The 20,811-nt window shown below is 55.7% G+C and carries 14 protein-coding genes; 8 read left to right on the top strand and 6 right to left on the bottom strand.

Annotated features, from left to right (window positions below; all coding sequences use genetic code 11):
• Positions 1-335: 335 nt before the first annotated feature.
• Complete coding sequence (locus tag ACFOFO_RS16220; RefSeq protein WP_390332027.1) at positions 336-1,586, top strand: IS256 family transposase; 1,251 nt, start codon at positions 336-338, stop codon at positions 1,584-1,586.
• A gap of 188 nt (positions 1,587-1,774) precedes the next feature.
• On the opposite strand, the gene ACFOFO_RS16215 is transcribed toward ACFOFO_RS16220, so the two are convergent.
• The 3 genes from ACFOFO_RS16215 to ACFOFO_RS16205 form a co-directional block, all read right to left on the bottom strand.
• Entirely contained in the window at positions 1,775-6,205 is a 4,431-nt protein-coding gene (locus ACFOFO_RS16215; RefSeq protein ID WP_390332026.1) for an NACHT domain-containing protein, read from the bottom strand.
• Positions 6,206-6,723: 518 nt separating this feature from the next.
• Complete coding sequence (locus ACFOFO_RS16210) at positions 6,724-10,056, bottom strand: UvrD-helicase domain-containing protein (RefSeq protein WP_390332025.1); 3,333 nt, start codon at positions 10,054-10,056, stop codon at positions 6,724-6,726.
• Positions 10,053-11,090, bottom strand: coding sequence for a hypothetical protein (locus ACFOFO_RS16205; protein WP_390332023.1), 1,038 nt, complete (start codon positions 11,088-11,090; stop codon positions 10,053-10,055). The genes ACFOFO_RS16210 and ACFOFO_RS16205 overlap by 4 nt, the downstream gene beginning before the upstream one ends.
• Positions 11,091-11,186: 96 nt before the next feature.
• On the opposite strand from ACFOFO_RS16205, the gene ACFOFO_RS16200 reads away from it, so the two are divergent.
• Positions 11,187-12,221 (top strand): Fe(II)-2OG oxygenase family protein, encoded by a 1,035-nt coding sequence (locus tag ACFOFO_RS16200; RefSeq protein WP_390329306.1) that lies wholly within the window; start codon positions 11,187-11,189, stop codon positions 12,219-12,221.
• A 158-nt stretch (positions 12,222-12,379) separates the two neighbouring features.
• On the opposite strand, the gene ACFOFO_RS16195 is transcribed toward ACFOFO_RS16200, so the two are convergent.
• Together ACFOFO_RS16195 and ACFOFO_RS16190 are read right to left on the bottom strand one after the other, a co-directional pair.
• The gene (locus tag ACFOFO_RS16195) at positions 12,380-14,101 is read right to left on the bottom strand and encodes a TnsD family Tn7-like transposition protein (protein WP_390332021.1); all 1,722 of its coding nucleotides are present in this window, start codon (positions 14,099-14,101) and stop codon (positions 12,380-12,382) included.
• Positions 14,102-14,133: 32 nt separating this feature from the next.
• Positions 14,134-14,586 (bottom strand): hypothetical protein, encoded by a 453-nt coding sequence (locus tag ACFOFO_RS16190; protein ID WP_390329301.1) that lies wholly within the window; start codon positions 14,584-14,586, stop codon positions 14,134-14,136.
• A 329-nt stretch (positions 14,587-14,915) separates the two neighbouring features.
• Here ACFOFO_RS16190 and ACFOFO_RS16185 point away from each other — a divergent pair, with 329 nt between their 5' ends.
• From ACFOFO_RS16185 to ACFOFO_RS16160, 6 genes are all read left to right on the top strand, one after another.
• Positions 14,916-15,515, top strand: coding sequence for an antitoxin Xre/MbcA/ParS toxin-binding domain-containing protein (locus ACFOFO_RS16185; RefSeq protein ID WP_390332020.1), 600 nt, complete (start codon positions 14,916-14,918; stop codon positions 15,513-15,515).
• On the top strand, positions 15,512-15,985 hold the full coding sequence (locus ACFOFO_RS16180; RefSeq protein WP_390329298.1) for an RES family NAD+ phosphorylase: 474 nt from the start codon (positions 15,512-15,514) through the stop codon (positions 15,983-15,985). The genes ACFOFO_RS16185 and ACFOFO_RS16180 overlap by 4 nt, the downstream gene beginning before the upstream one ends.
• 647 nt (positions 15,986-16,632) lie before the next feature.
• Complete coding sequence (locus ACFOFO_RS16175; RefSeq protein ID WP_390329296.1) at positions 16,633-17,967, top strand: DUF4942 domain-containing protein; 1,335 nt, start codon at positions 16,633-16,635, stop codon at positions 17,965-17,967.
• 281 nt (positions 17,968-18,248) lie between these two features.
• A complete protein-coding gene (locus ACFOFO_RS16170; RefSeq protein WP_390329294.1) occupies positions 18,249-18,572 on the top strand; it encodes a hypothetical protein in 324 nt (107 codons plus the stop codon).
• Positions 18,573-18,607: 35 nt separating this feature from the next.
• Positions 18,608-18,775, top strand: a complete 168-nt coding sequence (locus tag ACFOFO_RS16165; RefSeq protein WP_390332019.1) for a hypothetical protein — start codon at positions 18,608-18,610, stop codon at positions 18,773-18,775.
• Between the two features lie 122 nt (positions 18,776-18,897).
• Positions 18,898-19,410, top strand: coding sequence for a glycine zipper 2TM domain-containing protein (locus ACFOFO_RS16160; RefSeq protein WP_390329290.1), 513 nt, complete (start codon positions 18,898-18,900; stop codon positions 19,408-19,410).
• A gap of 399 nt (positions 19,411-19,809) precedes the next feature.
• On the opposite strand, the gene ACFOFO_RS16155 is transcribed toward ACFOFO_RS16160, so the two are convergent.
• A partial coding sequence (locus ACFOFO_RS16155; protein ID WP_390332018.1) for a DNA polymerase Y family protein occupies positions 19,810-20,811 on the bottom strand: 1,002 nt, incomplete at its 5' end.

The raw sequence follows: 20,811 nt of genomic DNA, 5'->3' as shown, positions 1-20,811 counted from the left end.
AGTCAGACACAAAACAATTAAGTCTGACACAAGGCAATTAAGTTTGACACAAGTGGTGCAGCACCCATTAGTTGCTGCGCCATTTCCCATTTCATGCTGACACCATGATCGAATTGTCTGCTCAAATCAGAGGTCCAACACAGCGAATTTCACAGGTATCAAAAGGCCTCAACATATGCAAGTTCTATCGATTATCCGATCGGATTTTCAATTGTTTGGCTGAGTATTCGCACGGACGTTGCCACCGATTCGCACGGCAACGTCGCCACCCCGAGGGTGTATTTAGTTTTGTGTAAACGGTCATTTGGCAGGACACTGCCGGCATAGAGGAAAAAATGACCTACGTAAAACGCACCAAGCGGGCCAAGCCCGATCCTGACCTGGTCAAACTGGCTGACAGCCTGCTTGCCAACTACAAAAAGCCAGAAGACCTGATTGGTGAAAATGGCCTACTCAAACAGCTAACCAAGATGCTGGTCGAGCGCGCTCTGGAGGTCGAGATGACCGACCATCTCGGTCACGACAAGAGCAGCGCAGTGATCAACGACACGGCCAACACGCGTAACGGTCACAGTGCAAAGACGCTCAAAGGCGATTTCGGCGCGCTCCCGCTTGATATCCCGCGTGATCGCCAAGGCTCTTTTGAACCCCAAATCGTCGGCAAGCATCAGACCCGCTGGACCGGTTTCGACGACAAGATCATCTCACTATATGCCCGTGGCCTGACGGTACGGGAGATCCAGAGCCACCTGGAAGAGATCTATGGCACCGAAGTGTCACCGAGCCTCATCTCGGCCGTTACCGACGCTGTGAGCGACGATGTGAAGGTCTGGCAGGCCAGGCCACTCGACGCGCTCTACCCGATCCTGTATCTCGACTGCATTCACGTCAAAGTCCGCGATACCGGGGCCGTCCGAAACAAAGCCGTCTATCTGGCAATCGGCGTGAATATGGAGGGGCACAAGGAAGTACTGGGCCTATGGATCGCCCAGACCGAGGGTGCCAAGTTCTGGCTGCAGGTGGTCACCGAGCTGAAAAATCGCGGCGTACAGGACATCTTTATCGCCTGCGTCGACGGACTGAAAGGCTTCCCGGATGCCATCGAGACGGTCTATCCGAAAGCAGCCGTTCAGCTGTGCATCGTTTACATGGTACGTAACAGCCTGAACTTCGTTCCCTGGAAATTACAGAAGGAAGTGGCCACCGACCTGAAGCGAATTTACAGCGCCGCGACCGTCGATGAGGCTGAACTCATGCTCTCGGAATTCGAGACCAAGTGGGACAAAGACTACCAGTCGATCGGCCTGTCCTGGCGGCGCAATTGGGCGCGGATCACACCGTTCTTCGACTACCCGCCGGAAATCCGCAAAGTCATCTACACCACCAACGCCATCGAATCGATTAATATGAGCCTGCGAAAAATCACCAAAACCCGCAGTTCATTCCCGACTGATGAGGCCGTTAGCAAGCTGTTTTATCTGGCGCTCAACAACATCAGCAAGAAGTGGACGATGCCGCTGCGGGACTGGAAAGGAGCGCTCAACCGCTTCACAATCCAGTTCGAAGAGCGGATGTCACCGGTTTAAACGAAATTCCGTTTACACAAAATCCGGTACACCCCCGCCACCCCTTCTCATCTCAAAGTTGCCGCCGATTCGCTAGGCTGCTAACTGGTGACTGCGGCCATTCGCCTGCCTTTCCTAAAGACCGGTACAGTTAGCGACCAGTCCGGCCGCATGCTCGAAGGTATGGGACTAGCCGTGACCGCCCTACCTTATCGGTTCTCCCGGAGCTCTTTCAACTGTTCCTTGCTGGGCTGGAGCAGATAGTTTTTCTGACCAAACGGCTTCAAGCTTCCGCCATCAACGGTGAACACAGTAGTGTGATGGAGGCGGCCACCGAACCCATTGCCGCCGCCCAAGTCCTGACCCGCATATACGTTCTTCTCGCCGGCGAGAATCCACACCGGCTCGAGTCCGGCTCGGGCGAGGCGTTCCAGGAAGTAGTCCCGAGAGACTACCCCTGCTCCGGCGCCACGCGTGTGTAGGGAGGGGTCTTGCCATCTGAGAACTCCTGCAGCGTCAACGTATTCCGGTTTCCTTCCGCTGCGAAGGTGCAGGTCAAAAAGTTTCATGGCGGCAGCAGACGGAAGGTGGAGCGTGAACGACTCCTCAACCGAATTGTCCTCGGTATTGCCTTCGGCGGTAAGGGATTCGACGATCCCAGCGTAGGGAGTGGCAATACCTAAGGAGGTGTCCTTCGAGAGATTAATTTCCTTCCCGTCGCGCCAGCCGTGCTCCCCCAAGAAGGCTTCCAGACGCCCGTCGTCCGACAGTCTCGACGAGTCACCACGCTGCTTGCTCAACAGGTCCTTGGCCAATTTAGGGCCGGCACCCAAGCGAGTGACCAAGCACGTGATATGGGACCAAGCCTCTGCGTGATTGCGCCTGCTCTGACCCGGGACTTTCCAATGGCGAGAGCTGTGCACCACAAGCCACCGGTGACTGTCGGGGCTCACCACTTCAATCTCTTCGGGACCGTTGCACAGCTCACTTTCCACCGAAACCCAGACAAGGAGCAGGTCCGTGTCGCCGGATGGCAGCCGTGGGGAGGAAGGCGTCCACCAGGTGATTGGAGTCGAGGACCAGCCAGACTCTTGCGTGCTGCTTACACGGAGTGACGGGTCAATATCCTTCTTCATGTAGCGGCCGCTGGGGCCGTACTCGAAGGCCCGCAGCCTGCCATCGTCGTGGTAGGAGGACAAAACGAGGTTGTCGGTCAACCGAGCCGTGGCCTCTGCAAGTGCGATGTGCTGGTACTTCTTTCCTATCCGCTCGACCCGGTGATTGCCTATGCGCTCGCGAGAGATGTGAGGTCCCTCATCGAACTTCTCGAAGAGATCCTCGGTCCATCCCATCGTGTGTGCACGAACGCATATCCAGCGCCTCACGGTCGCGTGGTCGAACTCGGGCGGGCGCCTGCCGTCGTCGTTCATCCTGGTTGCCTCGAGCAGGTGCTGCTCCGCGAAACCGCTGTACTCAGCGAGCATCTCGGGGGACATTTGGTCTTTCAAAACCATGTTCGCCTGCGCCAGCTCTTCCCACAGCCGCGCCGACTCGTCCTTACCCTTCTCGCTGAACCAACCCCGGTCGGGTCGTTGACGGTAGTTCAAGCTCGCATGAAGCAGGTCCGTGTAGACCTGAAGTTGCGCTGCCGTAGCCTTGACCTCGAAGTCAGTTTTCCAGAGCTCGTACAGCTGCTGGGTGGTCTGCCCCGCGAACGCCCGCGGCAGGCTCGTGATGTCGTGCAGCCAAGCGCCTAAGGTGTAGTTACCAAAATCCCCATGCTCTTCGGTCGACGAGAAAATGGAGTCGCCGTACCCCTTCTTGCGGTACTCCTTGAGATCGTCATCGGTCACTGGCTCCAAGGGCCAAGGCGAATTGAACTTGGCCTTGCCGGCTTCAATGTCGACTTCTGGGGGCAACTGTTCAGCAGCTCGGGCGTACAGCAGGGTGCCGAGCGCATAGTCACGTGCCAGCAGATGAAGAGGCGGTGTGCGGTCTCCGGCGAAGTAGTTGGTCCAAACTGCTGACGCAACGGCCGTGCATCCCGCGCGGTCTATTCCCTGCATCGCGGCCCCGTAACATGCAGCCAGAAGGCGCTCAGAAATGTATGGGTCGTCGACTTGACTGAACTTGTCGAGCAGGGCAGCGGCAACACTGAGGTTGGAGGACAACAGATTTACCAAGGCTTTGGTGGCACGGTCTCGCACGGCGCGGTTGCTGGTGGACAGAAACCAAGTTAGCGCGACCGCAGCGAGCCATAGACGCTGGTGTTCCACCTCTCCGGCGTCCACCTGCCAAGCCCACTCAATGAGGGACTCGGCCGTACCTCCCTCGATCAAGTCGTCTTCCGCGAGGAAGACAGACCACACGGCGTCTCTTTGAGGCATGGGACGCTGCCAGAGGTCATGGTGCAACCATTCGGCATTGAACTGATTCTCCGGCTCGGTGCAAACTAGCAACAGCAGCTCATACGAAGATAGGCCGGTGAGCTTGCAAAGCGTGAACACCCAATCGACCGTCCGCTGCGTGAACGCATTGGGAGCACGCCAGGCAAGCGAGCTTACAAAAGCGTCGGCTAGCGACTGGTCGTGGATTGCGTCCTTGGGCAGCACATCGAACAATTCGCACCCGAACCGCTCGGGAAACTGGACCGCAAGTGCCTCGATGACCCCAGCAAAGCGCCAAGATGCTTCAGGGCCAAAGTAGGTGCCCAGGGGCTCCCGTCGGATTGAGCCCTGCAGGTCGGCGGGGTCAATTTGCGCGACGAGGCGCCCGGCTCGCAGGTGGTCCGACAGCCGCTCGAACGTAAACCTGATGGTTTCGACAATCCTGCCTTTGCGGCGCTCGACTTCCTGCGTAAGCACGCCTTCGGAGAGGAATGCCGACAGAAGGCTCCTGTCCACTCTGCCCCCTGAATTGTGGAAGCGCTCGAATAGTTTAATCGTCGCATCGAGTGGCAAACTGCCGCCGTCCCCGTACGTAGCGCAACCGTCAAGGAATTCGTCGAGTGCTTTGCGCGCAATCTTCTGCTGGGGAATAAGCCGCAGCTCTCTTTCTACCTTCTTAGCCACCGCCGACAGGTAGAAGTTGAAAATTGCCGTGATTCCTTCGAGGCCCTTGGGCAGTTGCTTGAGGTTTTCCGCGTCAAGGTATGAGCAGCACGTCCGCAGGAACAGGGGGTTCTCGAACTCATGAGCCAGATTTGGCGAGCTGGGCCGTGCAATACCGCGCCGGTCTAGGTATGCCTTGGCAGCCGCCCCGGCATGACCCGCGAAGCCACGGTGAACGACATGCTCGAGTCCTTCCAGCGGGAGGTATTGCAGGTACGTGTCGCGCACCGTCAAGACCAATGCCAAGCGCGGGAATCGCTGCATCTGCGCAACGAACCCTTGAAGGCGTGTCTCCCACAGGTCGACCCCGTGCTTCTCGTTCAGCGCGTCAATTGCAAGCACTGACCGGCAACCGGCGGCCTCTGCGGCAGCGTCCAGAGCTCCGAGGAACTCGTTCGTGCTAACCTGCGCCAGGTCCAGCTGCCCGCGAATCTGTTCCCAAGGGTCGGCCTCGGTCAGGGTTCCGGTCAGAACCAAGACAAAAGGGCGTGCCAGCTCGAGCTGCTTTGCTCCGAAGTCGGCAACTAGATGCGACTTGCCGATGCCGGCCTGTCCAGAGATGACCAGTTCCCGCTTGTTCGCCAGACGCCAACTTATGCTTGCGAGCTCGCGCCGAACGTGGTCTACCGAGGAATACAGATCGAACAGGTCCTTGCGAGCAATGACATGGTCCTTGTCGGCGACCTTGTCTTGAAGCTCGGTCAGCGCACTCGAGACGCTCTGCGTGCCAGCCGCCGACAGTGCGACCCAAGTGTCTAAGGGGAGATGAGCATCCAACGTAGCCGGTGAACCAGTGAGGGCATCAAGCAGCGGTTCGTAGGCTCGCTTTATCCGGTCAGCAGCGGACGTCAAGCCGTGCCGCACCAAGTTGCGAGCCGCTCCGTCGAGGCGGTACGTGATTTCTGCGGCCCAGACGAACGGCTCTTTCAGCAGTTCCGGATCACGCGCAAGCGCTTGCAAGGCTTGCTGAATAGGCAAGTCTACATGGCTCTCAGGACTGTACCGCTCGCCGAGATTGCGGCGCGGGACCTCGAACTTCTCGCGGAACCAAGCCGAGCTGAAGCGGACGGTGTCGAACCAGTAGCGGGCCCGCCCCGAGTAGGCAGGGGTATCGCGGCCGAGCCGCTCCATGATACTTGACGCGCTCCAAAGCTCGATTTCCAAGATTCGGCCCTGCGACGCGGCGGCCTTGATGCTCCTATCGCGCCAGTTCTCGTACCGCTGCACCTGGCTCAGCTTCTTGCCGGAGCGGTTGTCTTGGAGGTCGATAGGCAGGCAGACAATGAATTTCTTCAGCTGCGGATGGGCGGCCATCGCGCGCTGCAGGGATTCGGCGAGATCGCTGATTTGGGTCGATTCGAACCCGTTCATAAAGTACTTGGCTTGCCAGCCAACTTCGCGCCCATCCGCGTACGTGCGGTAGCACTCCAGGCCCTGATCCGCCCCCGGGCCTTTCCGAACGAACCGTGAGCCCTCTGTCGGGTCCTCCAAGGCAGCCAGCTGGCAGCAGAGCTCTTCGAAGCCACCCATCTGGGTACTCCTGTGCTCTCGAATGTCAGAAAAATCGATGCGCAACGGCAACTCAGCCTCCGGTGTGTGATATCTGCTCCGGCCACGGCTGGGAGCTGCGATCAGCTGAACACTTTAGCAGATGTGGTGTCCATTGGCCGAGTGGCCTGTGGACAGAAAAAAACTTGCCCCTTCGTATGCAGTCGTTCGGCGTCCGACCGAGGGCATGATCATCATGCGGCGCTTGCCTCGGTGCCGCACATCACCATCCGCGCCGTACGAGTACGATATTGTGGATTTTCGATACTTTGTAGACAGACAAGAGCAGGCGTACAGACTATGGATGCTCACGCCAGGCCGCTCTGCGACTTCGCTGACCGCGTACCCGTCATTGCGCCTCTCTGGCCCCGGCTCGTCGGAACACGGCAGTCAAATTCCTTGGCCAAACGCGCCAACTGCGTTAATGAACTGGCGAAGCAAAAACTCTGCTCCCGGCTCCGCTTCAGGTTTATGCCTCCGCGTGCAGGGTATAGTTCCAATTAACTCGGCGACGAAGGACAAATTGTTGAGAAGTCGCACCGAGCACAATGATGACCTATGGTTGGACTGTTGTCCCCTGTAAGGAATCGTATTGCTGCCCCATAAGATTTTGTTGCTTCAATCTTCTTCGCGCCTGGGACATCGTCTACAGTGTCAGAAAGGACGTAGTTCAATGTCAGCTTTTTGGGGCCAGGAACGTTGAGCCCTGGCACAAAGGGCTTAAGTACAGTGGAAAGGTCTGAAACCCCTCGGCGCGCAAACCTCACCATCGCATACTCAAGCGAATGGCCGCTGCTAATTGCAAAGCCCCAAGGCATCTGTACGGTGACGCCACCAACGGCCGCCGACGGCTCGTAGTAGTAGCCACCGCGCTTCTGGGCGGTTCTGACGAGCGCAACGCCACGGCTCAGCGCATTTTGAACGTCCCTCCAAAGTGACGGATCCTCAATTGCAGAAGGTAGCATTCGAGTAGCCCAAGCAGCTTCGAGCGATGCGTTAGGCGAACCCGAGACGCCCGACGCCACAGCTTTCAGAGCGTCAAGCACTGCTCGACGAGCTCGAATCGAGACATCAATATCCGCTTCACTTTTGAGCCCACAAACTTGAGAATACCAGTAGCTAAGAGGGCATCGCACGTACGAACTGAAATCTTCAAAGCTCAGGGTATTCGGCGCAACGAATGTTTGCGTTGCCGCAGCCCTTGCCGCCTTCAGCACCGCTCCATTGTAGACGTGAGGAGTAAATCTCGGAGGGTAGTGAGTGAGTTGTGGCACAAGTGTGTGGCTGCCGAACTTGTTGTCCTGGTATAGGTAGAGGTGACGCTTTGCACGAGAGACAGCAACATACAGCAGGTTGTTTCGCTCGACCGCAGACTCGCTCTCATATTCCGCTAAGCTGCTACCGAGTGCCTCTGGGGGCACAATATCCAGAATACCCTCCGGGCTCCAGCTAGGCTTCTGTCCACCGTAGTGGTCTGCGGTGACGTACGCGACGTGCACCGCTTCAAATTCAAGCCCCTTGCTTCCATGTACTGTCATAAGGCGCACGCCATCAAGGCTTGCTGCCTCTGGAGGAAGTTCACGTTGCACTTGGCTATCCCCAATACGCTGGCGAAGACGTTGGCGCATCAGATAGCGGGAAAGGCGTGCCTCCTTCATTTCGCCATTACCATTACGAACGGAATAGGCGAACTGCCACAGGGCAATTCGTTTCACCCACGCTTGGACGGACACATCAGAGATGGGAGGAAGGCCAAATCGCTTCTCGAGCAAAAGGTCACACACAAATTCCCATGGGTTGGAGCTGTGGCGATGCTCACCAATTAACTGTCGCAGGTTAGCGACAACGGAATACGCGGCCTTCGAGAGCCCGGGAGGAGGCGCATGCAGCCATCTGCCACGTTGATATGCCACGTTTCCTTCGGCAGCCTGGAGAAGCAATTTTATGTCACTCATAGACATGCTCAATCCGGCTATACCAGATAGACCAATCAGCGCCTTCGGTCTACGCTCCACAAGCAATTGCACCAGGCAGAGCAGCTGTTTTATTTCCGTACGCTGCGCCAAATCTCCGATGTAGATGACGGGAATGCCTTGGCTGGCAAGGAGTTCTGAGGCCTTTTGTACGTCTGCGGTACCCCGGCAAAGAACTGCTTGTTGGCCGAACGATACACCTCGATGGCGTAATGCCGAGATGTTCTGAAGAACGGAACCGAGGATGGCATCCCGTTCAGAACAGGTGACAACAAATGGTTTCTCTCCACATTGTCCTTTGGTCGCATTCACCTCATCCAGAGGCAATTCCGACTCCAGCATATGAATGCGTCCTACATGCTGTGTGAGGTCGACGATCTCTTGAGCACTTCTTCGGTTATTGCTAAGCGGGTAGCGCTGAATTTTAGTCCCACCGGCATGTGCTTTGAACACGGTGTCAAACTTCAAAAGGCTCTTAAGCGATGCACCACGCCAGTGATGAATGGCCTGACGTACATCACCAACTACCCAAATGGATTTCTTGTGGGAGATTTGACGTAGCATCTCGACCATTGCTTGTGTAACGTCTTGGTACTCGTCGACCATGACGTATTGGAACTGGTCAGCAACCTCCGCGAACGGCGTTCGGTCGGCCTTGAGCGCGACTGCAGGTTTAGCGATCAAGTCGACGAAATCGACAGTCCTGCGCTCTACAAGCAAGGTCTCATACAGCTCGTAGATCGTTGCAACGTCCAGCCTTTTTCGCTGCAGTTCCAGGTCCTGAATAGGATGGCTCTCAACGAAGTGTCGATAATCAGCGGACGTAACGAGTTCCTCTTTGAGACGCGTGATGCTCTCAATGACTGGGGATAGCCATTCATAGGGATCTTCCACACGCGAAAAATGGATTAGGTCCACGCGGGGGAGCCCTGCTACCAACATGGTCATAGACGAAAGATGGTCCGCCACGTTCAAGTCTGCATCTAGTCCAAAACGCTGGTGATATTTACGTAGAAACTCAAGACCAAACGCATGAAATGTGCCAGCCCAGATCTCAGCAGCATCATTAATGCCGGCACTCCTGAGTCGCTCGACCAGTTCAAATGCGGCCTTGTTTGTAAACGTCAGAACAATAATTTGGCTGGGATGTACTTTCTTCACTTCCACAAGGTATTTGACCCGGTGAATCAGAGTCGTCGTCTTACCTGTTCCGGGTCCCGCCACGACGTTTGCGGCGCGCTCTTCAGCCATCGCTGCGGCGAGCTGGTCTGGGCTTGGTGGACTTAACGAGATTGATGTAGCTGTCGCCTCCGGTAAGAGTAACGCGTCAAGCATCTGCTGACGAACAAATTCGCGTGGGACGCCAAGCAGCTTTGCAATCTCGGTCGAGCCCTTACCTGCAACTGCGAGGTTCCGCGCTACATCTCGAGGTAAAAGCAGTTCACGCGCAAAAACGTTGGCTTGAAGCTCTTGACGTTCCCGAGCACCGTACGCCTCAACCTTCATTACTCCGGGCGATCCGTCGCCACCGAAGAGCGTACTCAGGTGAGCTACAGTGACAGGAGCGTGTGAGCTATCGAGAAAGAAGTGCCCAAGTTCATGTGCGACTAATCCGCAGAATTCGTCACTCCAATTGTCTACGCTCGTACTGACGTAGATAAATTGTTGTTCCCGCTGAAGGACCGCGCTTCCCCCTCCTAAATCTGCGTAGGTCGGGGCAACTTGCTCGATTGCGATATTCAGGATCCCCTCGACTTGATGGATGAGCTCACTTGCTGATACCGGTGTATGAGCTCGTCCCGGCGCCAGCTTTTCTCTGATCGCATGAGCTTCGTCTCGAGCGCGTTGGAAGAGATTCATATGCGTTTAGCCCCTATGTCAAGAAGCTCTTTGGTTTGATCCGAGGGGAGATTTAACGACTTCACCGCCACGTCCCACGATGTTGCAGCGTGGGAGACCTCAGGTTTTCCGTGCTCCGCCTTAAATGAGGGAACTACTCGGCTTTCAAAGGAGCGCCTGAAAAGCGTCGTCAATAGCGTCTCTGGTGCCTCAAAGACGTTCGCAAGCCTTTTAAGAATTGACTTAGGTGCTCTGATGTGGCCAGCAAGAACTCCAGAGAGAAGAGAGGCCGCATAGGAACCCAATCCCACTTGAGTCAAGAGCGAGCGTATGGCCGGCCCCTTGCAGTTGGTTACCTTCGCCTCAAGTAATACCAACTGTTCCTGCATTGCGAGTCCATGAGCCATGCAAAGAGCACCCAACTCGGATGCAGATTTCCCATGTTCCATAGCAGCAGTCCTCATACGCACTGCATGACCAGGATCTAGCCTCAGCATCACTTGTTCAGAGTCTGAGTGCTGCCAATTATTGAGTTCTCGATCTAGCAGGTCGAAGAGCGATTTTGAGCTAACAAAAAGAGACCTGTCCACGAAGTCCTCGAAACCAAACAATGCAAACCTTCGAGCGACCTCAGCAAAGCTTCCCCCCTGAGAGTCTGCGAGTACAGTAAGACGCTCCTTTAGACTCGTAGGCATAGATACGCCAACCGTAAGCTGTCGGGTCTTTGAGCGAAGTCGCGCAGACTTTGTATCGGAAGACGATTGAATTTCTCCGGTTGAAGAAACATTGGCACTGATCAGATGTTCAGATTCCGAAAAGAACGGCGTGTCTATTAACGAAGCAAGCTCGATAAGAGCCGAGCGAATCGCTTCGATGGAAGAGGCAGCCGTCGCCGTCCATCTTCCATTGCCCGGAACTTCGAATGTGCAAGCCACCTCATTCCCATCTATCTGTTGAAGATCGAATGTTCTAAGAATGGCAAAATAGCAATCTGGCAGTCGAGACAAAAGTACTTGTCCTCGTGTAATGTCTGCACAATTAAGTGTGGAATTCATAGGTGCCTCCCATAGCAAATGGCGGTGCGCGCTCACCCCCTTGACAACAGTGTAGGCTTATATCAATAATGTATCAACAAATTTTAGGGAATTGTTATGCAGGAGCGGGACCTGGCTACGGCTGTAAAGAGCGCCGTAAATGCATGGATTCAGGCTACACCGCCTGACCAGCGGCTTATCGACATTAGCAATCCTTCCCCCCTCAGCACCCGGCTGGCGGCAGCGGTTGAGCAGAAGTTGGTCGAGGCGGACTTTGATTTGGAAGCTGCGCGCCAAGTCGTGCTGGATTCTCCATACTTTCACCTTAGGCAGGTGTTCGTGTCGGCCGACCTCCCTGAAACGCCAGACTGGTTCACGCCCGTGCCTGACGCGGACAGCGTTGTCGCTGGTCGTGCAGCTGCGTTGGCAGTACATGGTTTTCTGGGCAAGGAGACCGTCTCCTACGGAACTGAGAACGACGGCGCCCTTTTCGTAAACCTTGTCGCTATCTCGGGAGAAGGTCGATACGCGGATAAATCCATCGGGAGCATGCGCGGTCACACGGATGGCGTAAGCTTTCCTTTCAACGGCGAGTTTGACGCCAATGATCCGCGAATTGCCCCCTCCCCTGATTTAGTGACTTTGGTGGGTCTGCGCAATCCTGACGCAGTTCCGACCACGGTAATGGCTCTCGCGGACGTGCTTAGAGAACTGTCGCCTGGCGATATTGCTGAATTGAAGAAAGATCAGTACACGATCGAGTCGCAATTTACCTTCTGGGAAGGCATGAGGGAAATCCTAAGCAACGTTCACACCGCTGTCGATGAGCCTGTTCTGAAGGACGCGCCGCCTGGAACAATAGTTCGCTATAGCCATAGTTCGGTAAAACCCACCGTTCTAGGAGGGGACGCGAAATCCGCTTCGGACAATCTTGAACGGGCGTGCAACACGGTGGTCGACAAAGTTGTAATCGAACCAGGTGATGTGCTTATTGTCAGCAATCGGCTTTGCCTGCACGGCCGCGGCCTTGTAGGAGGGGGCGTTGGTGGGCAAGCAAGGTGGCTGCTTCGAGCTTACGCGCTGGATACGTCATCCTTAGACGAAAACCGGCGGCATCTAGGTGACCGGCCAGCATACGTCCTCTATCCCTAAGACATCACGAAGGGTCATAAGACTCCAAGGCCTGAAGGCTCAAACCGGACAGAATGCGTGCACTAGCACTGGAAGGGCGGAAACAGGAAACCTATTGGAATTTCGTCCCTGAGCTTTAGGAGCTCTATTTAATTCGGAACAGATGGCTCGTAGGGGATTCAACTTCCGGTGATTTTGGCTAACGTTCGTACTACGGCTGGTAGCAAAGGGGGCTTCACGCCAGCAATTCGCAAAATTTCCCACGGCAGGAGCGGCTGGCCGAAGGCCATCAGTTCTTCCCCGGCCCGTTCCAGGCGCCGACACTGAAAGTCTTCAACGCTCTCCGTTGCTTGCGCTATCGCCGCCACCGTCAAGGGGAGTCGCGATGCATACTTTTCTATTGTCGTCTGCATTCCGGTGGATCGGGCGACCAGCGTCTTTGAAACTCTGATGGGCGGTATGGTGGCGTAAAACACCATGGCCCAATGCCGTACTGCTTGCGTAAGTTTGATGTCACGCTTGTTCCAGTCCACGCGCCACTGTGCGGACTTGCTTGGGCGTTCTAATTGTAGGGCTGTTTGCTGATCCAACCAGGCGCGATCATTCCGATACAGCCACATATAGTCTTGCGCGCGCCTCGGGGGCATCGCTCGCAGTTCGTCAATGAATCGCTGCCTGCGCATGTCACGATGGCGATCATTGCGTGCAGCAGCCACTGCCGGTTCTCTGCGCAGAATGCGGTATAGGGATGGGAGGGAAACACTGTGAACTTGAGCGATCTGCTGCAACGAATCGGTCGTCGCCAAAGCAAAGCGTAGCCCTTTCAGTTTTTCCCCTTTAAGTATCTTGGGCCGAGTCGCCTGTGGGTAATTGACCGGCGCTATTGTCTCGGGGGGAGAACAAATTCGCGGCCGCTGTGGCGGAACCGGTGTGGGCGGCGTGCGGCGAGTCCGGCAGTAACTAAGCAAACTACGCCAGTCGCTCCTGAGCAAAATCAGCATGGCCACGTGTTTGAGCGGATGCATCGAGCCGCGATGCTTGTGCAGCAATTTGAAGATCCAATGCTCGTCTTGAATGAACCGAAAGTCCTGGTCGAGCGGCCACTGGCCGCAGAATTCCATAGCGGATCTGTGAACGGCAGCCGCGCATATTCTTCCATGTGCGTCTATCCATCCCTGCTGGGTGGCGCAGTCGCGGTAAAAGGACCGCAGGACGCCTGGATCAAGCGGAGTCTGATTCGATCCCAGTAACTCAACGCTGAGCGCCGCGCATTTGGAAAGGCAGGCTGCATGGCTGGCACGAATCGAATGTTCGGATGAACAGCCGCTGAACTGCTCTGGCATGGGCAGGAACAGGTTGTGCCGATGAGACCGAAGCCAACTCGCGTGAACTTCGACCAACGGCTCGCCATGATCGACGCACAGCCATGCACCAGGCAGCTGGTGTGTCCGATGCCAGTACGCGACACCATACCGCAGCGCGTCTTCGATACAACATTGGCGGTAGAACCTTAATGCGTTGCGGCCGCCTATCCTGCTGGCCACCAGTCCGATGGCAACCTTTACTTCCCCGGCGTTATTGCTGCACATGGCTGCGCGGCAGTTCTCCACTTGGGCGGGTTGAAGAAATGGTCGGAAATAGGGAAACAGGGTTGACTGTTCTAGAAAGTCCTCCGCGCTGGCACATAAAGCGTCGGGTAGCCTGGATGAGAGGGCATTGAGATGGCTTGGCAGGTGCGACGTCGCCACCAGGGTATGCGAGCCGAACGCGTCCTGCAAAGTATGCCTGTCGTCCAGATTGCCCGACAGGGTGTGGAGGCGCGACACGCGGCTGTGCAGGGTTTCGTCGGGCAACCGCGACGGAAAAAAATGCAGGCGAGGAATTGTCGCTTCGCCGTCCATGATTTCGCTTCAATTTCAGCGACTGGCAATGCCTACGCGCTGGCGCGGTAGGCGGGAGAAAACTCAAAGGCATCGTCCGCCAGCCATCCTTCTGCGGACAAGGCGGCCATCGGATCCGGGTGGTTCGCGATTCGCTGCGCGGCCGGAATGATCTTGGGTGCCGATGGCATCGTTACCGCGACCGCCTGTTTTTCCGGCGAGGCCGGTGAGGAAGGATTGGCGGCCATGGTGGTTCGTAGCGCGGCCAAGGTACTGATGGAGATTTGCGGCGCCTGGTGCGACATCATCGCTTCGAGTTGCTCATCGAGTGGCAGCAAATCCTCAAACTTCTTCATGGCCGCCATATCACGATTTTTGAGAATGGTCAGCGCAGGCTTTAGCAGCTTCATCTTTGTGTTGGCGACGTGCGTGAATGTTTCGGGGGTCAGTGTCTCAATATTTGCCTGGATGGCGTAGCGCTGGCCCAGAATCATCAGCTTCGCCAAGAAAAATTCCGTTTCTTTTGATACTGTGAGAGCGGAGGACGAGTCCTGTCATTGCGGGCATCCATAACCCAGTCTAATGTGATTCCTTACAGGATGCCAATCGTGGCCTAACAGGCTGCTGAAATAACTCTATCGGAAGTCAGCTAAGGGGCGGGAGGAGAATCCCACACGACCCATCCGATTCATGCGCGGCGCAGACACCCGAAACCAGTTCAACATGCCGGCGGTTGCTAAAGAATGGTTATTTTGTCATGTAAAAATGTCCTTGAACAACCGACCCTTATGACATACCATTTGACTTATACAAACCAACCAAATGGCATAATATTATGAGCGCCACAGAGGAAGTACGAGCCCGATCCAGGGTTAAGGTGGGGGGCGCCGCAGAAACCGACCTTCTGGTCACGTCGGCACCGGCGGGGCGTGATTTTTGGACCTCCACACTGCGGACGAAATTGAGCACGAATAACAAGGAATTGCGTCGCAAATTGCGCGATCTCGTTATCCGCGTGAGTGAATCGACCGGGGTCGTATTATTCGACGCCGTGGAAGCAGGCGTCCCGACCAATGTCGTGAAAATAATCGCAGGTGCAACTGGAGAGTCCGCCACAGCAATCATGAATCTCGCGGGGGTGTCGCAGACGACCTTCATACGCAAAGAGGCCGCCAAAGAGCCGCTGCCAGATGCCGCGGGGCACCGCATCATGGGCTACTTACGCGTGGTCGCCACGCTACGAAGGTTGCTCGATGAGAGCGGCGACCCAGGGCAGATGAAAGACTTCGACCTGGAGGGTTGGGTTGCTCAATGGATGCACGAGGAGCTTCCGGAGCTAGGCGGCAAGACTCCTGCCGAGATGCTCCGCAACCCCGAAGGGCAACGTGTCGTTGAACAGGTGCTCGAACGCATGAGAGGCGGGCTCGTAGCGTGACGGTCAGTCTGTGGCGCGTGGCCTCTGACACGCCGCTGTGGACGGCCGAAGACATGGCCGGCAAGGGTGCGGCCCACAAGGGAGCGCGCTGGAACCATACGGGCGAGCATGTGACCTATGCGGCCACATCGATCTCGCTGGCCGCCTGGGAGACCCGGGCCCACTTTGGCAAGGGTGGCAAGCTGCCATGGAACCGTTATTTGGTGCGCATCGACGTCCCTGACGACATCTGGCTTACGCGCGAAATCATGGTTCGTCCGCCGCCGGTGGGCTGGGACGCGATCCCCGAAGGGCTGGTGTCGCGCACAGGTGGCTCGGACTGGCTGAAGTCTGGAAGAACCGCCTTGTTGGCAGTTCCGTCGGTGATTATCAATGAGGAGGATAACGTTCTCATCAACCCGGCGCATCCGGACGGCTCGCGCATCACGGCGCTCAAGGTACGCCGTTTTATCTACGACCACCGCGTCTGATGCGGGGGACAAGTAATATGTGAAAGCTGCCTGGCTAGTGTTTATCTTCGTTGTGAGAACGCTTACCTTGGGAAGAGCCGCGATCGTGCGCTTGAGCGCTAGAGTGACATTTAAACGGTATTGAGGAATAGCTATGTCTATCACAATTTTCCATTGGGAGAATGGTAATACTGAAGAATGGCTTGATGTCAATGACGATGGAACAATTACATATCACTCCGAAATGCCGGATGGAAAATGGTGCGTAGGGGAATAGGGTCGTCTGAGCGATCGATGACGGCAGAGGAGGCGAAAGCAATATGGCCTTCATATTCAGGAGCTATCGATGTGCGGCTGTATCGCGACGCTCACACACCTTGACGGGCGGGCTTCTTGCGATAGTCTGATCCCATCTACAACGACCGACCATGCCAGCCTTCGGCGGCACATGCCAATTCATGCAAATTCTCGATGCCGGCCCATTCGAAGCCAATTCCAATCAACTCGCTGCCTATACACCATTGGACGCCTTGTTTTCTGAATACCGCAAGGAGCGGGAGGCAATCGTTCGGATATCGGAGTTTGCGCAACAGGAACAGCACGCCATGCGACATTTCAGCGCTGCCGCGGTAATCGGCCATCGCGCTTATGGGTTTTCGCTACCAAGCGTGTTTGAACAGGAGCCGGCGATCAAGGCGCTCGATGCCGTATTCTGGTCCAAGACGATCAGCATGACGAATATCCTGGAAGTGATGCCGGCCAAGGATCGCAATGAATGGAACGAACAGCTCCGCACCCACAGCACACCGGAATACGAGCCGGCAACAGTCAGGGAGACAATGACCGCGCTACTCTCCCAGCGAGAAAAATTTTTCGCGCAAAAGGTAGACGGAATTTTCCGTGCGCTGTCAGGTTCACACGTCACGAATCAGCCGCAAGGCTTTAGCAAGCGGATGATCATCAGTCGGGCGATCAGCTGCTATGGGACGACGAACCACGATGTGACCAATTACATCCACGACTTGCGCTGCGTGATTGCCAAATTCATGGGGCGCGACGAGCCGCTGTCAAACCTGACGTATAAAGAAATTGACCGAATGAATCACCGGACGAAGTTCGGGGTCTGGCATAGCTTCGACGGCGGGGCGTTCAGGGTCAAACTGTTCAAGGTTGGGACCGCGCACATGGAGGTTCACCCTGACATGGCGTGGCGGCTCAATCAAGTACTCGCCTGGCTTCACCCGATGGCCATCCCGCCGGCTTCACGCGCAAAGCCGGCCAAACCCCGCAAGGATTACCCGCTGCAACAGAATCTGCTGTCATTCAAAGTCATCCACGAACTTCAAAAGGGGCGATTCAACCGGGATACCAAAAGCCTGTCGTTCTTCCTGGACGGCCTCAAGATCGATCAGGAGACCAGCCTAGTTCTGCAATATTTGGGCGGCGTTCCGGGTGGCGCTTTTGACTGGAAGTTCGATTACGAAGTCAGCGACGCGCTTAATGAGATCACGCGCACCGGCACTGTGCCAGAGGCTAAATCGCATCAGTTTTACCCAACAAAAGAAAAGCTAGCCGCTCTCGCGGTCGATCTCGCCGAGATTGGCGATACTGATCAGGTCGTGGAGCCATCCGCCGGCTTGGGAGCGCTTGCCGCTTTCCTACCGCCTGACCGCACGACCTGCATTGAAATCTCCCCGCTGCATTGCAAGGTATTGGAAGGGAAGGGGTTTGCAACCATTTGTGCGGACTTCCTGAGCTGGGCGCCGGCTCAAAAAGTTGACCGGATCTGCATGAATCCGCCGTACGGGGACGGCCGCGGGAGGGAGCACGTCAAGCACGCAGTCTCAATCCTGCGCGAATCGGGACGGCTGGTGGCGATTCTGCCGGCCGGTTTGCGCAACAAAACGCTAGTGGAAGGCTGGAGCCATACCTGGAGTGAGGTCTATAGCGACGAGTTTGACGGGACCGGAGTAAGCGTCGCGTTGCTGACCCTGAAAAAGTAGGCAACGGAAGGTTAAATTGGCTTGACGGAAACATCGGCCACCTGCAAAATTGTGGTACGAGCTGACGTAAATCAGCATATTCAATTGCCGCATTCAGCAATGCGGCCGGCTTTCAGCCAATTCACCCGCTTTTTTGAAAATACTGATCTATGCGGTAAGTCATAGACCAGAGTTTTCTAAGTGCCTGTGCACGGAAAAGCAGCTGAGCAATCAGCATTTCTAACCCACGCGGGGCACCCCGCTATGGGGCTCCTCGCATCTCATATGTAAAAGGAGTCCCCATGCAGGTTACACAGAACCCTATCGCCATCGAGTTTTTGGCTCGTTTGAATCACGCCACGGCCGTTTCCATTGATTTCGGGCCGATGTTGCCCCATTCCTGGACTCTCTCCGACTGGACGGGCGAACCCTTCAATGAGGTGGTCCGCATAGCCTGGAGGGGCGATGACCACGAATTTTCGATGACTTTCACTGAGACAGCAATCGAGCGAGGCCGGTTTGATAATGATGGCCGATTCTTCGTGTATGACAGCGAGGGTGACTTGGCGACCATCAATTTCTATCAGGCGTTCTCTATCGTCAGCTCAGCGGATACGCTCAACTGAGCCTGAAGGCGACGCAAACGGCCATGGCCTCAGCAATGCAGTACGCCGAAGATCTCGAACGTTTGTTGGTGCGAATGACCGAAAAGGTCGAACGCGCCAGTCAGATGCATGCGTCGCGGTCGCACCTTAGTGGCGAAGACTGGTCTGAGTTGGCGATGTTGGCCAAAGAAGCAAGGGCGCAACTGGATCAAGCAGCAAACTGAATTTTTGTCCGTGCTCGCACGGCAATAAGCAGCTGAGCAATCAGCATTTTCACACCCGCGCGGGGAATCTTTCCCGTTACGGGATGGAATTCCTCGCATGATCATTCATACAGGAGTTTCAAATGAACGTACGCATCAATCTGCTCAAGTTGGGCGCACTCGTGTTTTCAAGTGTGCTGCCATTCGCTTCCTCATTCGCGGCTTCTTTCGATGATATCGCTCGCGTTATCAACGTGACCCCGAACCAGGAGCGTTATGTGCAACAGCAACAGGTTTGCGACTCTGCAAACATACCTGTGAGCTATCAAGGCAGTTCCGACCGCAGTGCGGGCGGATCCATTATCGGCGGCGTTGCCGGCGCTCTCCTGGGCAACCAGATCGGCGGCGGGAATGGCCGTACGGTAGCGACTGCTGTAGGTGCGATCGCCGGTGCAATGACTGGGGATCGTCTCGACAACCGTGGCAATGGATACCATGGCGAGCCTTCGCGCTCCTGCCATTGGGAAAACAACGTCACCAGTCGAATGAACGGGTATGTGGTGACCTACGACTACAACGGCCATTCATATACAACTGTGATGCCTTACGATCCGGGCCAGCAGATTCGCGTTTCTATCTCGGTTTCGCCGCGATAGTCATTCATCGGTACCGGCTTACGCCGTACTCAATCAATAGCCCGCTCGTCGGGCTATTTTTCCATGTGCGGGGGCACTTCCGGATCGGGAGATTGCCCTTGCTTCTTTCCAGGAGCAATCATGCAAGCAAATCGCGCTGTAACAGCAATTCAACGGCAATCAGTTCTGGCTCAAACGTGCAAGTGCCATCCTCGCGTCTGTACGTAGCGCTGGCTTCTTCGGGGAAAATGGCAGACCTGGCATCGGATTATACGATTCTCCAGGCCATGGCACGCATTGGTGAAGACGATTTGCGTGCGTTGATCGATCGGTGGCAGTACAAGACCTACAGATCGACTTGACGGGCGGGCGCATCTGCATTCCCGCTTCCTCGAAGGCGCTGAGCCGTGTAATCTTCATTTATGTTGAACATTGCGGCAACGTAAGCGGCAACTCGCCTTGACGTGATACGCCGCCGTCCTCTTTCTGGGCGCTTCCTAAGGATAGTGTGCCGGCTCGAACGCCTAACAAGCGCAACTTCTGATCGAGAGGAACGCGTCGCAGGCATTCCCTGGCCGCGCGACGAATGGTATCGGCGTCGTCAGTAGACACCGGCAGAGTAAGGTCGCGGGTCACTGTACGGAAATCTTCGTATCGCAACTTAATGCCAATGGTGCGACTTTGGTACCCCTTGCGCTTAAGATCTTCTGCTAAACGAGCACATAGATCCGTGAATATTGCTGACAGTGTGACCCGGTCGTGCCGCGCATGAAGATCGCGCTCAAAGGTTGTTTCGCGGCTTATCGATCTAGGTTCTGAACTCGTGATCACCGCACGCTTATCGATACCATGCGAAATCTCATTCAGCCAGCAGGCTGAGCTACGACCAAAATGCGCCTGCAGAATTGGGAGTTCTGCTTTTGCCAGCTCTCCGATCGTAGTTATACCAAGTGTTGCGAGCTTTTCAGTCATTTTAGGACCGATACCATTAACTTTTCGGACCGGCAATGGCCAGATTCGACTCGGGATATCTGGTAGACCAAGAATAGTCAGGCCGTTCGGCTTTTCCAAGTCCGAACAAATTTTTGATAATAATTTGTTTGGTGTCACACCGATGGAGCAAGAAAGTCCAGTGGCATCGTGCACTGCTTGTTTGATGCATTGGGCGAGAACCATCGTATCACCAGGAAGTTCGCTCAAGTCGATGTATATTTCGTCAATGCCACGGTCTTCAATCTTGGGTGCAATACAGGCCACAGCGGCTTTAAACAGTCTTGAGTAATGCCGGTAGGATTCGAAGTCCGTTGGTAGTAGGTAGGCGTCGGGAGCTAATTTGGCTGCCTTCATGAGACCCATGCCTGAGCCGACGCCTAGACCGCGTGCTTCATAAGTTGCAGTAGTAATGACACCCCGTCCGACGTA

This window comes from Pseudundibacterium arcticum (assembly GCF_042646465.1).
Lineage (GTDB): Bacteria > Pseudomonadota > Gammaproteobacteria > Burkholderiales > Burkholderiaceae_D > Undibacterium_A > Undibacterium_A arcticum.
Note: the sequence above shows the minus strand (reverse complement) of the source record. Positions and strands in the feature narration are given on the sequence as shown.